Source organism: Bradyrhizobium sp. AUGA SZCCT0105 (genome assembly GCF_018129565.1).
Classification (GTDB): Bacteria; Pseudomonadota; Alphaproteobacteria; order Rhizobiales; family Xanthobacteraceae; genus Bradyrhizobium.
Window position 1 is genome coordinate 355,598 of the sequence record NZ_JAFCMK010000005.1, and the last position, 15,418, is coordinate 371,015.

The 15,418-nt window shown below is 64.8% G+C and carries 15 protein-coding genes; 2 read left to right on the top strand and 13 right to left on the bottom strand.

What is annotated here, in order from left to right; translation table 11 throughout:
* Nucleotides 1-2 precede the first annotated feature (2 nt).
* The 13 genes from JQ573_RS24695 to JQ573_RS24755 form a co-directional block, all read right to left on the bottom strand.
* Nucleotides 3-2,027, bottom strand: a complete 2,025-nt coding sequence (locus JQ573_RS24695) for a hydantoinase/oxoprolinase family protein (protein ID WP_212316454.1) — start codon at nt 2,025-2,027, stop codon at nt 3-5.
* A 194-nt stretch (nt 2,028-2,221) separates the two neighbouring features.
* Nucleotides 2,222-3,181 (bottom strand): helix-turn-helix domain-containing protein, encoded by a 960-nt coding sequence (locus JQ573_RS24700; RefSeq protein ID WP_212315845.1) that lies wholly within the window; start codon nt 3,179-3,181, stop codon nt 2,222-2,224.
* Between the two features lie 106 nt (nt 3,182-3,287).
* Nucleotides 3,288-4,253 (bottom strand): LysR family transcriptional regulator, encoded by a 966-nt coding sequence (locus JQ573_RS24705; RefSeq protein WP_212315844.1) that lies wholly within the window; start codon nt 4,251-4,253, stop codon nt 3,288-3,290.
* A 210-nt stretch (nt 4,254-4,463) separates the two neighbouring features.
* Nucleotides 4,464-5,441 (bottom strand): biotin-dependent carboxyltransferase family protein, encoded by a 978-nt coding sequence (locus tag JQ573_RS24710; RefSeq protein ID WP_212315843.1) that lies wholly within the window; start codon nt 5,439-5,441, stop codon nt 4,464-4,466.
* Complete coding sequence (locus JQ573_RS24715; RefSeq protein ID WP_092124374.1) at nt 5,431-6,306, bottom strand: allophanate hydrolase subunit 1; 876 nt, start codon at nt 6,304-6,306, stop codon at nt 5,431-5,433. Before JQ573_RS24715 ends, JQ573_RS24710 begins: the two co-directional genes overlap by 11 nt.
* A 43-nt stretch (nt 6,307-6,349) precedes the next feature.
* Nucleotides 6,350-7,750, bottom strand: coding sequence for an acetyl-CoA carboxylase biotin carboxylase subunit (locus tag JQ573_RS24720; protein WP_212315842.1), 1,401 nt, complete (start codon nt 7,748-7,750; stop codon nt 6,350-6,352).
* A 14-nt stretch (nt 7,751-7,764) separates the two neighbouring features.
* The gene (locus JQ573_RS24725) at nt 7,765-8,007 is read right to left on the bottom strand and encodes an acetyl-CoA carboxylase (RefSeq protein ID WP_021082329.1); all 243 of its coding nucleotides are present in this window, start codon (nt 8,005-8,007) and stop codon (nt 7,765-7,767) included.
* A 38-nt stretch (nt 8,008-8,045) separates the two neighbouring features.
* On the bottom strand, nt 8,046-8,774 hold the full coding sequence (locus JQ573_RS24730) for a LamB/YcsF family protein (RefSeq protein ID WP_212315840.1): 729 nt from the start codon (nt 8,772-8,774) through the stop codon (nt 8,046-8,048).
* Nucleotides 8,775-8,862: 88 nt separating this feature from the next.
* Complete coding sequence (locus tag JQ573_RS24735) at nt 8,863-10,050, bottom strand: ABC transporter substrate-binding protein (RefSeq protein ID WP_212315838.1); 1,188 nt, start codon at nt 10,048-10,050, stop codon at nt 8,863-8,865.
* A gap of 30 nt (nt 10,051-10,080) precedes the next feature.
* Complete coding sequence (locus JQ573_RS24740; protein WP_176533315.1) at nt 10,081-11,154, bottom strand: branched-chain amino acid ABC transporter permease; 1,074 nt, start codon at nt 11,152-11,154, stop codon at nt 10,081-10,083.
* Between the two features lie 3 nt (nt 11,155-11,157).
* A complete protein-coding gene (locus JQ573_RS24745; RefSeq protein ID WP_092124380.1) occupies nt 11,158-12,072 on the bottom strand; it encodes a branched-chain amino acid ABC transporter permease in 915 nt (304 codons plus the stop codon).
* Nucleotide 12,073: 1 nt separating this feature from the next.
* Nucleotides 12,074-12,796, bottom strand: coding sequence for an ABC transporter ATP-binding protein (locus JQ573_RS24750; RefSeq protein WP_212315836.1), 723 nt, complete (start codon nt 12,794-12,796; stop codon nt 12,074-12,076).
* Nucleotides 12,793-13,566, bottom strand: coding sequence for an ABC transporter ATP-binding protein (locus JQ573_RS24755; RefSeq protein WP_212315834.1), 774 nt, complete (start codon nt 13,564-13,566; stop codon nt 12,793-12,795). Before JQ573_RS24755 ends, JQ573_RS24750 begins: the two co-directional genes overlap by 4 nt.
* Before the next feature lie 100 nt (nt 13,567-13,666).
* Between JQ573_RS24755 and JQ573_RS24760 the strand changes: the two genes are divergently transcribed.
* Nucleotides 13,667-14,587 (top strand): LysR substrate-binding domain-containing protein, encoded by a 921-nt coding sequence (locus JQ573_RS24760; RefSeq protein WP_097673243.1) that lies wholly within the window; start codon nt 13,667-13,669, stop codon nt 14,585-14,587.
* A 174-nt stretch (nt 14,588-14,761) separates the two neighbouring features.
* Nucleotides 14,762-15,415 carry a TetR/AcrR family transcriptional regulator gene (locus tag JQ573_RS24765; RefSeq protein WP_212316453.1) on the top strand — a complete coding sequence of 218 codons (654 nt, stop codon included), beginning with the start codon at nt 14,762-14,764 and terminating at the stop codon, nt 15,413-15,415.
* The last annotated feature ends 3 nt before the right edge of the window (nt 15,416-15,418 follow it).

Consider the following 15,418-nt stretch of genomic DNA (forward strand, 5'->3'; position numbering starts at 1 on the left):
GTTCACTCCTTCACGCGGATGATGATGTTGAGATATTTGTCGACCTCGGCGCTGGCGCCCGGCGGCACGACGGTCGTCGCATCGAGCTGCTCGATGATTGCGGGGCCTTGAAAGGAGAAGCCGCAGGGCAGGTCGTCGCGCTGATAGACGGGCGTATTGAGCCCGCTGCCCTCGAACCAGACCCTGCGGCGGCCAATCGGCTCGGGGCTAGCGCCGGTCGGCTGGTGAACGGCAAATTCGGCCTTGGGAACCACGCCGACTGCCTTCAGATTGAGACGGAAGAAGCTGACCGGCGCGCTGTCGCGGCGGAAATTGTATTCGCGCTGGTGCTCGGCGTGGAAGCTTTGCACCAGGTCGGCGATCGCGCCGATCGGCTGCGGCGCGTTCACCGCGAGCGAACGCCACTGGCCGCGATACATCATCTCGATCGACCGCTGCAGCACGATGTCCTGCTGCGCGACGCCCTCATGGGCGAGCCGCGCGAGCGCGGCTTTCTCAATCTCGGCGAACTGCGCTTCGATCTCGTCGGCATCGGCGTCGGCCGCGTCGACCATGCAGCTCTGCGAGAAATCGTGCTGCATGTCGACGAGCAGGCATCCGAGCGCGGAGGTCACGCCGGGATTGGGCGGCACGATCACGACGGGAATCGATAGCTCGCGCGCGACGTCGACGCCATGCAGGGCGCCGGCGCCGCCGAACGCCACCAGCGCAAAGTCGCGTGGATCGTAGCCGCGACTGATCGAGATCAGCCGCACCGCATCCGACATGTTGGCATTGGCGACCTTGACGATCGCGTCTGCGGCCTCGTGCAGGCCGAGGCCGAACGGCTTGGCGACGCCGCTCTCGACGGCTTTCCGCGCCAGCTCGGGGTCGAGCTTCACCTTGCCGCCGGCGAGGTCGGTGCCGAGCCGGCCCAGCGTCACATTGGCGTCGGTGTTGGTCGGCTGGGTGTTGCCGTTGCCGTAGCAGGCCGGTCCCGGATGGGCGCCGGCCGATTGCGGGCCGTTGCGCAGGGAGCCGGCCGGGTCGGTCCAGGCCAGCGAGCCGCCGCCGGCGCCGATGGTGAGCACCTCGATCGAGGCGAAGCGGATCGGATAGCCGAATTCGATGTGCCAGTCCTTGGTGACGCGTGAGCGGCCCTCATAGGCGAGCGACACGTCGGTGGACGTGCCGCCCATGTCGAGGCCGATCGAGTTGGGAAAGCCGCACAGGCCGGCGATATAGCGGCTGGCGATGGCGCCGGCGGCGATGCCGGAGCCGGCGAGGCGCGCCGCGAAGTCCTTGACGCTCGCCGGCGTCATCACCCCGCCGCCGGTGTGCAGCAGCAGAAGATCGCGGGTGTAGCCCTCGTGCGCCAGGCGTTCGCCGAGCCGGCTCGTATAGTTGACGACGACCGGGCTCACGACGGCGTTGGCGACCGTGGTCGAGAACCGCTCGTGCTCGAAGATCTCGGGAAGCACCTGCGAGGAGATCGACACCGGGATGTCGGGCATCTCCGCCAGCAGGATGTCGCGCATCGCGCGCTCATTGGCGCCGTTAAGATAGGCGTTCATGAAGCAGACCGCGACCGCGGCGACGCCGCGACGCTTGAGGATGCGGGCGACGTCGCGCGCGGCCTCGACGTCGAGCGGTTCGATCACCTTGCCGCCGGCATCGACGCGCTCGGGCACGGTCAGGCGATCGCGCCGCGGCACATAGGGCGGGACAACGTCCTTGTAGGTGTCCCAGAGGTCTTCCTTGTTGGCGCGCCTGATCTCGATGACGTCGCGGAAACCCTTGGTCGTGACCACGGCGGTGCGGGGCAGGCGGCGGGTGATCAGCGCGTTGGTGGCAACTGTCGTGCCGTGCGAGAACAGCGCCACCCTGGCAAGATCGATGCCGGCCTTGGACACGCCGCCCATGATGCCTTCGATCGGATCGCGCGTGGAGGAGGTCTTCTCGATGCGGATGAGACCGGTCGTCTCGTCCATAATGCAGATGTCGGTGAACGTGCCCCCGACATCGACAGCCACACGAAGGTCCTGCACCATGCGTCTTCCTTTCGAACAAGCGTTTCGCCGATCTTAGGCAGAGCGGCGACCCGCCTTCTTGACGCTGAGCGCAGGAAGACTTGTGCGAGAGAGCGAACCGTTTGGCGGGCCATGCGTGCCGGGACCGGCGGCGGGCTGCCCGGGAAGCGGTCAGGTTAGCCGGTCAGGTGGGTGCGGTTGCGATGCCGTGTTCAGGCGTTGGCGGCGCGCGAGGTGGCGCGCGCCTCGCTCGGGGTGCAGCCGAACCGGCCGCGATAGTTGCGGCTGAATTGCGCCTGGTCGGCAAAGCCCCATTGGTAGGCGATTTCCGAGATGCTCTTGCGGCAGCTCGCATCGCGCAGCAAGGCGTCGCACATCGCTAGCCGCTGGTTGCGGATGTAGGCGCAGACGGTCAGACCCTCGCCCTCGAAGATCTGGTGCAGATAGCGCAGCGAAATGCCGCAGCCGTCGGCGACCATCTGCGGCGTGAGCCGCATGTCGTCGAGGCGGGCACGGATGAACTGCTCGCAGCGCAGCAGATGGCCGTTGCGCACCGAGGACGAGTGGCCGGTCAGCACGCGGTCGTCGGATTCGATGGCCATCGCAAGCAATTCGATGAGGTGCTTGCCCATCATCGCGCGCGCCGTCTCGTCCATTTCCTCGATCCGCTCACTTGAGAGGCGCAGCGTGTCGACGAACAGCGCGCCGACGCTGCGGCTTGCGTCGAATTGCAGCGTGGCGAGGCGCTCGGGCCGCGAAATGCGGGCGCGCAGCACCGCGCTCGGGATCTTCAGACACCACAGCGCCGTTGGATCCTGATGGCTGAATTCGTAGGGCAGGTGGCTGCGCTCGATCAGGAACGCGCCCGGCCGGCAGTGCACCACCTTGCCATCCTGCTCGAAGCGAATTTCGGCGAGCTCGGGCACCGTGATCAGGAAGGATTCCTCCCGCTCGCTCAGCAGATGCCGCTCATGCCGCTTGTAAAGCAGGCCATTTGCAATATTGCGGGACACCGAGAGAGGGCCCATCGACCAGGCGCCAAGGCGCGCATTAAAGTCGCGCGTGCTCGGGAAGCGCAGGTCGAGCGAGTAATAGGTCTTCGAGACGACCTGCTGCCAGTACTGGCGGCGGGTCTGCAACGGGATGTCATTGGTCGTGTAGGTGACTTGCATGTCTCACTCCCCGCCGCCGGCTGTGCGTCCGGTCGTCGTGTCCCCGGCCAAAGTTTGGCGAGGACTGCCGGACGGCGTCAAGTCGAATAAAACGGAAACAGATATTCTAGATTTCGATCGCCTCCTCGGCCTGGTGCCGGTGATCCATGCTGAGAGGAGGCCGGGCTGGCCCCACGCCTGCAACCGCAAAGCGCATGAAATCGCGGAACGCCATGGCGGCTTCCGACGGCTTGGTGTCGCGCCGCCAGGCAAGACCGATATCCATGCTGGGCACCTCGTCCTCGATGACGCGCGTCTCGATCCGCTGTCCCTCCAGCGACCAGGGCCGGTAGATCAGGTCGGAGAGAATGGCGATGCCCATGCCGCCCGCGACCATTGAGCGCACGGCTTCGACCGAGGAGGTGCGGAAGATCGTGTTCGGTTCGAGCGAAGCGTTGCTCCAGTAGCGCATCGAGGTGTGCTTGGCCTCGTCGACGGTGAGCATGACGTAAGGATAGGTGGCGATCTCAGCGAGATGGACCCGCTCGGCACGGGTCAGCGGATGCTCGGGCGCAAGCCACAGGCGGCGCGGCGATCGCAGCAGCGTCTCGCTGGTGAGCTTGGCGTTGTCGCGCAGGTTCGAAACCAGCATCACCGCGAGATCGAGCGCGCCGTCGACGAGCGCGCGTTCGAGCACGTCACGCGGGGCCTCGAACAGCTCGACCGTGATACCGGGAAAGCTCGCCTGGAAGCGCTTCTGGTGACGCGGCAGGAAATAGCCCGACACGGTATAGGTGACGCCGATGCGGATCGTCCCGAACAGCGGTCCCGCTGATATCTGCGTGTTCCGCACCGCTTCGGCGACGGCGGCGAGGATCTGACGGCCCTGCGACAGGAAGCGGCTGCCCTCCATGGTGACGGTCACGCCGTTCGGCGCACGCTCCAGCAGGCGGGCGCAGACGGTCGCTTCGAGCTGCTGAATGGCCGCGGTGACCGCGGATTGCGAGACGTTGAGGTCGATCGCCGCCTGGCTGATGCGCCCGGTTTCGGCGGCGGCGACGAAGTAGCGGATCTGTTTCAGAGAAACGGACATCGCGGTTGTTCCGATGTTGCCTAACTCATGAGCGGTGTTTCTCAGCCCGGCTGCATTCGTTGCAACTCTCGTGCCGACAGGTGCAGAGCGCGCGGTGACGTCGATATCAGGCGCGAGAGGCCGCAACCGACGGCCTGAAGCCTGGAATACGCGCGGTCACCCCGATCGGTGGCCGCGGTCCTTGGCGGGTAGGGACGCGGCTGCTGGCGGCTACGCCAGCGCGCTGTGCAGCTTGCCCAGCAATTCCGACCGGCTCTTGCGGGCCGCAAGCGCCTGGTTCATGTCGACCTTGACGAACTTCACCGGCGTGTTGGGCTGCAGCTGGCCGATCAGATCCATGTCCGCGGCGATCACGGTCCCGACCATGAAGTAGCCGCCGCCGGAGACTGCGTCACGATGCAGCACGATCGGTTCGGTGCCGCCGGGAACCTGGATCGAGCCGTAGGGATAGCAGGCATCGGTGATGTTGGACGGGTCGGAGCCGGCGCCGAACGGCGGTTCGCGCGGAACGAATTCGAGCGGCTTGCCGCCTTTGAAGCGGTAGCCGATCCGGTCGGCTTCCGGCGCCACCTTCCAGGTGTCGGAGAAGAAGCCGTTGCCGGCCGCCTCGGTGATGCGGTGCCAATAGAGCCCGGGCATGGCGCGCAGTTCCGTCGGCATCCCTGCCGGTTGTCCACGCAGATCCCTGGCAACGCTGCGTCCGTCCTTGCCCGTCGCGGCGGCATGGCCGATCGGCAGTTCGTCGCCGGCCTCGAGCTTGCGGCCCTTGAAGCCGCCGAGCGCGCCGAGCGCGTAGGTCGAGCGCGAGCCGAGCACGACGGGCACGTCGATGCCGCCGGCGACCGCGATGTAGCCGCGCGCACCCTGCTTGAGGAAATCGAAGGAGAGGATCTGGCCGCGCTTCACCCTGAAGCTGGTCCAGGTTTCGCGCGGCTCGCCGTCGAGTTTCGGCGGCAGCTCGGCGCCGGTGATCGCGACGGTCGCGTCCGCGGTGAATTCGAGCTCGGGTCCCATGAACACGGCCTCGAGCACGGCGGCGCCTGGCTCGTTGCCGACCAGCAGATTGGCCGCGACCAGCGCGTGACGGTCCATGGCGCCGGAGAGCGGGATGCCGATGTGATAATAGCCCGGACGTCCGAGATCCTGGACAGTGGTCGCAAGACCCGGCTTCAAAACCTTAACGGCCATGGAGAACTCCATCGAGCTTGGCGTTGTAGGCATCAACGTCGCGGTTGAACTCGGTCAGCGAGAACGAGACGTCGCGGATCACGGGCGCAAAGCGGCCGGCGTCGACGTCGGCGACCGCTGCGTCATAGGCCGCTCGGTCGATCGGTTTCCACTTCACGATGTCGCCCGGCTTGAACAGGCACATGAAGTCGCGCAAATAGCTGATGTTCTGGTTGGGATCATAGATCGGCATCGGCGTGATGCCGAACATCTGGTAGCCGCCGGCGCCGCGCACCGAGTAGATGCAGCTGAAGCAGCCGCCATGTCCGACGGTGAGCTTCGGCGTGTCGGTGCGCGGGCGCAGATATTTCGGCGCCTGAAGCTGCCGCTTGCGCTCGACCATCTGGTAGAGGAAGGGCAGGCCGGCAACGAAGCCGACCATCGAGACGAACCAGGGTGCGCTGGAATGCGCCTTGATGAAGGCGTCGACGCTATCGAGGCCGTTGATGCGCGCGGCGTATTCGAGATCGGTCCCGTTCGGATCCTGATGACGCTCGCGGAAGCGCATCAACGTCTCGTGCGTCCAGGGATCGTTGTAGAGCACGGGAATCTCGATGATCCGCGTCTTGATCACCGGCTCCGATTTCTCGGATGCGGAATCCAGCCGCTTCAGCTCGGCCAGCAGATCGTCGGGCTTGATCTGATCCGGATCGAACTTGACCTGATAGGACGCATTTGCCGGACAGATTTCCGTGACGCCCTTGATCTTGGCGTCGCGCACCGCATTGGTGATGAAGAGGCTCTTGAAAAAGGCCTCAAGCGACATCGCTTCGCCGACCTCGGCGAAAATGTGCTCGTCGCCGCCGAAGGAAAATCGAGTTTGCATGACTAGCGGCCTCCTGTTGCTGACGGGGCGGATTCTCTTGCCATCATGGCGCGACCTTCACGGCCGCTGGCGGCTGAGCGGTGGCAAGGCCGGCGGCATGGGATTCCAGCCACGGTTCGAGCCAAGCCGTATGGAAGCGTCCGGCCTTGACGTCGGCGTCGCGCGCCAGCGCCTGGTGCAGGGGCTTTGTCGTGAAAATGCCCTCGACGCTGAGCTCGGCAAGCGCGCGTTCGAGCCGTCTGATGGCGCTCGGCCGATCCTTATCGTGCACGATCAGCTTGCCGAGCAGACTGTCGTAGAAGGGAGGCACCGTGTAGCCCGCATAGAGCATACTGTCGAACCGCACGCCATCACCGCCGGGCACGTTGAGCGCGCTCACCGTACCCGGATTGGGCAGGAAATTCCTGGCGGGGTCCTCGGCGTTGATGCGGACCTCAATCGAATGGCCGCTGACGCGCACCGCGTCTTGGCGAATGCGCAAGGGCTCACCGCCGGCGATCCGGATCATCTCGCAGACGAGGTCGATGCCGGTGATCATTTCGGTGACGGGATGCTCGACCTGGATGCGGGTGTTCATCTCGAGGAAGTAGAATTCGCCGGTCCTGTCGTCGTAGAGATATTCCAGCGTCCCGGCGCCACGGTAGTTGACTGCCTTGGCCAGCGCCACGGCGGACGTGCAGAGCTTTTCACGCACCGCCTGGGTGAGTGAGGGCGAGGGGGCCTCTTCCCAGACCTTCTGGCGGCGCCGCTGCAACGAGCATTCACGCTCGAAGCAATGGATCACGTCGCGTCCATCGCCGAGCACCTGGACCTCGATGTGCCGCGCGCCCTCGATCAGCTTCTCGACGTAGAGCCCGCCGTCGCCGAAGGCCGCTAGCGCCTCGGCCTGCGCCTGCGGCATCAGATGATGAAACTCCTCGGCGGAGCGTGCGATGCGGATGCCGCGTCCGCCGCCGCCGGCGGCGGCCTTGATCATGACAGGGAACCCGGTCTTCTCGACCAGCGCGAAGGCGGCTTCCGCCGACTCCAGCCGCCCCTGGCTGCCGGGGACGGTCGGCACGCCGGCCGAGGCGGCGGCCTCGCGCGCCGCGACCTTATCGCCCATCAGCCGGATCGATTGCGCGGTCGGCCCGACGAAGATCAATCCGGCCGCTTCGACCGCGGCCGCAAACTCCGCATTCTCGGCCAGGAAGCCGTAGCCGGGATGGATGGCGTCGGCGCCGGAGCCCTGCGCTGCGGCGAGGATGACTGCCTGGTTGAGATAGGATTTTGACGCCTGCGGCGGACCGATATCGACCGACTCGTCGGCTAGTCTCACCGCGAGCGAATCCTTGTCGGCCTTGCTGTAGACCTGGACCGTCGCAATGCCGAGATCGCGCGCTGCGCGGATGATGCGCACCGCGATCTCGCCGCGGTTGGCTATGAGGAGCTTTTTGATCGCCATGGCTGGTCGGGGGCTCAAACGTCGATCTCGGCGATCGGCTGGCCGGCCATCACGGCATCCTCGTTCTCGGCGAGGAAGCGAACGATCTTGCCGGCGGCGCCGGCCTTCACCTCATTAAACGATTTCATCACCTCGATGAGCCCGATCGTGTCGCTCTCCGCGACGACGTCGCCGTCGTTCTTGTAGACCGGCTTGTCGGGGGCGGGCTTGCGGTAGAAGATGCCCGGGAGCGGCGAGAAGATCTGCTGCGTTGCCATGGTTTCCTCGTGGGTAATTGGTTTTTTGCCGCGACGGCTCAGCGTGCGGTGAGATAAGGACGAACCGCTTCGCGGACGGCCTCCGCGATGGCGACGGCGTTCGGCGTGTCGGAGTGAATGCAGATCGAATCGGCGCCGACCACGATGTCGTTTCCCGCCACCGTACGCGTCTTGCCCTCGTTGACGGCTCTCGCGCATCGGGTAGCGGCGTCGGCCGGATCCTTTGCCTCGTGCTCGCGCGTGATGATCAGGCTGCCGTCGGCATTGTAGTCGAGGTCGGCATAGTACTCGGCGACGAAGGCGTGGCCGCGGCGCTCATAGACCTGCTGGTGCAGCGTTCCCTTCATGCCGAGCAGCGGCACCTTGTAGACATCGGCGGCGTCAGCCACGGCTTCTGCGATGTCCTCGTTGCGCGACGCCATGCCATAGAGTGCGCCGTGCGGCTTGATATGATTGAGCGCCATGCCTTCGGCATCCAGGAACGCCGTGAGGGCGCCGATCTGGTAGAGCAGGCAGTTGGTCAACTCCTCGCGGCCGATCTTCATTTCCCGGCGGCCAAATCCCTGCAGATCCGGCAACGAGGGATGCGCGCCGACCTTGACGCCGAATTGCTTGGCGAGTTGCACTGTCTTGCGCATGTGGTTGAAGTCGGAGGCATGAAAGCCGCAGGCGACGTTAGCGACGTCGATATGGGGCATCAATGCCTTGTCGTCGCCCATCTTGTAGAGGCCATAGGCCTCGCCCATGTCGCAGTTGATCACGACCATCTCCTGATTTCCTTCCAACTGGCTTTGCATACGACCGTCGCGGCCGCCCCCGGGTGCGTCTGACGCACCGGGGCGGCGCGTTGCCGGGTTACTTGGACACCAGATAATCAAGCGGGATCTTTTCCGAGATCGTCCACTGGTCGATCACCTTCGGCTTGCCGGCCTCGGTGTCGACGATCAGGTAACGGCCCTGGTTCTGGTGGTGGATGTCCTTGGTGAAGGTGCGCGGCCCGAACAGCGTGGACTCGTCTTTCATCTTCTCGAGCTCGGCGACGACGGGCGCCGCATCGGTCGATTTGGCGCGTTCGACCGCCTTGGCCCAGACATCGATCAGGACGTAGCCGGGATAGACGTACTGGCTCGACGGGTCGCCGCCGGTGACTTCCTTGTACTTCTTGTTGAACTCGTTGACCTTCGGGTTAGGATCGTCGCCGTAGACCGAGCCCTGCACGGGAACATAGAAGTTCGACAGATCCGGAACGGCGTTGATCCAGTAGCTGCCGTCGACGCCCGAGCCGTTGAGGATCATCGACTTGATGCCGGCGGCGCGGATCTGCTTGATGGCGGACACGGCGCCCGGCATCATCGTGCAGAGCATGATGGCGTCAGGTTCCTTCGGCAAGCTCTTGATGCGCGTGATCTGCGAAGCGATCGAGGCGTCGTCGTTCTTGAAGGTGTCGCTGCCGACCAGCTTGGCCTCCTTCAGGCGGGGCAGCATCCAGTCGAAGCCGTCGCAAATGCCCTTGTTGTAGACGGTCCAGCTGTCGAGCAGCCGATAGAAGCTACGCGCGTTCTTCTTGGTGTACGCCCATTCCGACATGGTTGCGCCCTGCACCGGTGCCAGCACCGAGGCCGAGAACGAGAACGGGCCGACGCCGGGAATCCCGGCCTTGATCGATTCGGCGCAGAGGAAGAAGGAAACCTTGCCGGCGGCCTGCGCCTGCAGCGCCGCGGGTGCGCCGAAATCGTAGTCACAAGAGACGATCACGAGGTCGGCGCCCTGGTCGAGCACCGCGAGACCGGCTTTGGCGCCTTCGGCCTGATCGGTCTTGGTGTCGGCAAACACCGGCTTGATCTTCTTGCCGAGCAGGCCGCCGGCCTTGTTGATCTCATCGATCCGGATCAGTGCCGCGTCCTGCGCCGGCTTGTCATAGGCCTGCATGAATCCGGATGCCGCGGTCGCAAAACCAACGACGATCTCGTCGGCCGCCTGGGCAGGTGTGAACCAGAGCGCGGATGCTCCGGCCAGAATGCCGAGTAATGTCGTAAAGCGCATATGCCACTCCTCCAATTTTACAAACGAGCGTCAGTGCAGTTCCTTCAGTGCGGTCTGGACGGGCCGGGTCAGGCGCCGCTGCAACGGCCATCGGCGCCAGGAGAACTCCCGGTTGCGGGTCAATCCCGTCGGCAAGTACATCAGGATCACGATGGTGATGATCCCGATCGCGATCTCCTGGACGCCGTTCGGCAGGCCGACGGTGTGCCCGCCCAGGCTGACGCCCTTCTCGAGATCACGGAACAGCTCGATCAGCACCGATATCGCGACCACGCCCGAGACCGCTCCGCTGAGGCTGTACATGCCGCCGACCACCAGCATCGACAGCGTGATGAAGGTAGTCCGCAGATAGAATGCGCCGGGATTGACGATGCTCAGGAAGTGCGCGTACAGCGCGCCGGCGAGCCCGATGATGAAGGCGCTGACGACGAAGGCGATCAACCGCTCGCGGACGATGTCGATGCCGGAGGCGCTGGCGGCGACCGCTTCGTCGCGCGTGGCGCGCAGCGCGAGCCCTGAGCGCGAGATCGAATAGAGATAGGCGATCGCGATCGCCACGGCGCCGCCGATCCAGGCGGTCCAGACATTCATGGTGGGCGGAATGCCGACGATCGAACCTTGTCCGCCCGTCACCGAATCCCAGTTCGAATAGACGTTGTTGATGACGCCGAGCAGGCCGAAGGTCGCAATCGAGGCGGCAATGCCCGACAGGCGCATGATGACGCGCCCGACGATCAGCGCGAACAATGCGGCAAACAGGCCGGAAATCGGCGTCGCCACCCACATCGGCAGTTGCGCATGAAGCAGCCACGCCGGCAGGCCCTTGAGCGTGATCGACTTCATCACCGGCGGAATGGTGAGCCAGGCGGTCATGTAGGCGCCGAGGCACATGAAGCTGATGTGGCCGAACGACAGCAGGCCCGAATTGCCGACGAAGACGTAAAGGCCGACCACCACCATGATGTTGATGAACATCTCGACCACGGTGCGGTTGAAGGCCCGGCTGCCGAACTGATAGGAGAGGGCGGCCATGATGAGCAGCGCCACGATCAGCACGATCGGCGTGATGATCGTTTGCCGGATGACGGACGGCCGCTGCGACATCGATCAGACCCTCTGCTTGGCGGATTTCGGTGCGAACAGGCCCTGCGGCCGCACCAGAAGGACGACGATGACGGCGCCGTAGACGAACGCGTCCCGGAACACGCGGGCGTCGTGCGGCAGGGTCGCTTGGAACACGACGCTGGCCGCACCGATCAGGAAGCCGGCGGCAACGGCGCCGGGAATGCTACCGAGGCCGCCGATCACGGTCGCGATGAACGCGATCAGCATCACATTGGCGCCCATGCCGATGTCGGCGGTGCCGGAATTGGTCGCCAGGATCAGGCCGATCGCCGCCGCCAGCATGCCGCTGATGGCGAAGGCCAGCAGGATCACGCCGTTGGCGCGGACCCCGAGCATGCGCGCCATGGTGAAATTGTCGGCCGCTGCGCGCATCTCGAGCCCATAGCGCGTGCGCTTGAGGAACAGGACGAGGATCACAAGCACGGCCAGCGTGATGATGATGGTCACGACCTGGAGCATCGGGATGTGGGCGCCGAGGACTTCGACCGGCAGGCCGAGGCTCGGCCACAGCGTGATCGACTTGGGCCGACTGGAAAACAGCATCAGCAGGAGATGCCGGATGACGAAGCCGAGCGCGAAGGACGCGATCATCATCGTCGCCGGATTGGCGTTGCGGAAGCGGCGGAACACGACGACCTCCGACAGGATGGACAGCGCGGCGCCGATCAGCAGCAGCAGCGGGATCAAAAGATAGAACGGCAGCTGGCCGGCAAACACGATCGCCGCCGCATCGATCGACGGCCATAGCATGGCGAAGACGCAGAAGGCGATGAAATCGCCGTGGGCGAAATTGACGAGCCGCATGACGCCGAAGATCAGGGCGATGCCGAGCGCGCCCAGCGCATAGAGGCTGCCGAGGCTCAGCGCGTCGAAGATGATCTGGAGCAGCTCGCGCATCTCAGTGATCTCCGAAGCCGAAATAGGTCTGCTTCAGGCGATCGTCCCTGACCATGTCGGCCGCGGGGCCCTCGAGCACGATGCGCCCGCCACGGATCAGGACCATCCGCCCGCCCGTCATCATGGCGCGCGTCGAGCTCTGCTCGACGATCAGCAGCGTGAGCTTGCGCTGGGCCCGCAGCCGCAGCAGGATCTCGTAGACCTGGTCGATGATCTTCGGCGCGAGGCCCAGCGACGGCTCGTCGATCGCCATGATGCGGGGCGCGGCCATTAGCGCGCGGCCAATGACCAGCATCTGCTGCTGGCCGCCGGACAGCATGCCCGCCGGGCTGTGGCGGCGCTCGGCCAGCATCGGGAATTCCTGGTAGACCCGATCCAGATCGCTGGCGATTGTCTTGCGGTCGGCGCGCATGCCGGTGCCGACCTTCAGATTCTCCTCGATCGTCAGCGCGCCGAAGACGTTGCGCCCTTCCGGCACCAGCGAAAACCCGCGCCGGGCGATGTCTTCGGGCGCGGCACCGGTGATCCTTGCGCCATCGATCATGATGGAGCCGGAGCCCGGCGGCACGACGCCTGCGATGGCGTTGAGCAGCGTCGACTTGCCGGCGCCGTTCGGGCCGGTCACGAACAGGATTTCGCCTTCGTCGACCGTCAATGTCACGCCGCGGAGTGCCGTGAGGCGCCCGTAGCTGACCGTGATGTCGTCGACGACGAGTGCGGTCATGATGCCACGGCCGCTTCGGCTGCGACCGGTGGAATCAATTCGTCGCGCTGCGTGCCCATATAGGCATGCCGCACGGCATCGCTGTTGCGGATCTGGGCGGGCGGTCCGACTTCGATGATCTCGCCGGAATCGAGCACGAAGATGCGCTCGCAGAGCTCCAGCACGAGGCCGATATTGTGCTCGATCAGCAGCACGCCGACATTGAGCTCGGATGCGATCCTGCGGATGATGGCGGCGAGCTCGTGGCTCTCATGCTCCGACATGCCTGCCGCCGGTTCGTCGAGCAGCAGATATCGCGGTGTGCCCATGATGGCGCGGCCGATGGCAACGCGGCGCTCGTCGGTGTACGGCAGCGCGCCGGCAATGCTGTTGGCGAGATGCGAAATGCCGAGCCAGGCCATCACCCGCTCGGCCTCGCTGATGGCGTCGGGACGGCCTTGACCGAGGCCGACGCCGGTCACTTCCAGGTTGTCCATCACAGGCAGGTCGCGGAAAAGCCGGCCTGACTGGAAGGTCCGCGCCACGCCTTTGCGTCGCAGCATGTGCGCTGCAATGCCGTTGAGTGGTTCGCCTTCCAGCTCCACAATGCCCGCGCCGACCGGCTGGAAACCGGTCAATACATTAATAAGGGTGGTTTTGCCGGCTCCATTGGGGCCAATCAGTCCGGCGATATGTCCCCGCGGCACGGCCAGGGTAACGTCGGACAGCGCTTTCAGGCCTTCGAATTGGACGCTGACACCGCGCGCGACCAATTCCAAACCTTCGGACATCATCCCAACGCCTTCTCACCCGGAAGCGACGGATTGATCTTTCCGTTCCGTCGCGGGATTGTAAAATTCGAAATATCGTTCGCTGATATCGGAAATTTTTATGTCTCTGACGTTCCGTCAGGTTCGGCACTTCATCGCGACGGCGGAAAGCGGACGCGTTTCCGCGGCCGCGGCGGCTCTGAACGTGACGCAATCGGCGGTCACGTCGTCCATCAAGGCCCTTGAGGCCGAGCTCGGCCGCAAATTGTTCGACCGCCATTCCAACGGCGTGACGCTGACGTTTGACGGCCACGAGTTCTTGCAGCGCGCCCGCGCGATCGAGGCGAGCGTGTCAGATGCGACGCGGGGGCCGCATCGCTGGGGGACACAGGTCGACGGCACCGTCGACGTGGCCGTGAGCTATACGGTTGCCGGATATTTCCTGCCGCCGTTGCTGACGCGGTTCTGGCGGTCCTTCCCGGGCATCACGGTCCGGCTGCACGAGTTTCAACGCGATGCGATCGAGCAAAGCCTGATCAGCGGCAGCGTCGATGCGGCCATCATGCTGATCGCGAATCTGCATGACCGCCACTCCATTCGCTCGCGGCTGCTGTTGCGCTCGGCGCGTCGGTTGTGGACATGCGTCAATCATCCGCTGCTGCGCAAGGACAACATCAAGCTGACCGACCTCGCGAGCGAGCCTTATCTCATGTTGACCGTCGATGAGGCCGAGCGCTCCGCAATGCGCTACTGGCAACATACGGCGCACGTGCCCAACGTCATCTTCCGCACCCTGTCGGTGGAGGCCGTCCGCAGCATGGTCGCGACCGGGATGGGGATCACCATCCTGTCGGACATGGTCTACCGTCCCTGGTCGCTCGAGGGACATCGCATCGAGCTCAAGACGCTTGATGACGATGTCCATACCATGGATGTCGGGCTGGCCTGGAAGGGCAATGCGGCGCTTTCGCCGGCGGCCCGCGCCTTCTGCGAGTTCGTCGCCCATTCCTATCCCGGATCAGAGCCGTTCAAGCTCGACTGACATCCCGGAGAGGCGCCATTCCACCTCAGGCATGGAATTATTCGACCGGATGGTCAATAAATGCTGGTTCGGACGCGGCCCGGCGCAAGCAGGGCGGTGGTCCCGGAATTTTGCCGTCATTTGATTCACACCTCAAGACGAGAGCCGGATACCCGGCCGATGGAACGGAAAGACATGGCCCGATCGCGCGCCAAGGACTACGACGACAAGCGCCTCTCGATGCTGTATCGCTCGGCCGAGCTTTTTGCCGCATCGGGCTATGTCGGCACGTCGATGAACACGATTGCCGACGCCTGCGGTGTCTCGAAGGCGCTGCTCTATCACTATTATCCCGACAAGGAAGCGATCCTGTTCGACATCCTGTCGTCGCATCTCGAAAAGCTGGTGGCGGCGGTTCGGAAGGCGAGCGCGCAGGCCGGCGATCCGGTTGAGCGCTTCAGGACTATCGTTGCGACCTTGCTCGAGCTCTACCGGCATGCCGACGCCGAGCATCAGGTGCAGATCGCAAGTCTCAAGCTGCTGCCGAAGGACAAGCAGCAGCCGCTGCTTGCGAGCGAGCGGATCCTGGTCGGGATCATGTCGGATGCGCTCGCCGCGGCCGTGCCGGCGGCGAAGCAGAAGCGCGTCCTCAAGCCGCTGACGATGAGCGTGTTCGGCATGCTGAACTGGCATTATATGTGGTTTCGCGAGGGCGGGCCGATGACCCGCGCCGAATACGCCGACTTCGTCGCGCAACTGGTGTTGGCGGGTGCCGCGGATGCGGCCGTCAGCCGGCCGCGCAGCAAGGCAAAACCCGCCGGCCGAAGCCGGCAGGCCGCGTTGCTCTGAGCT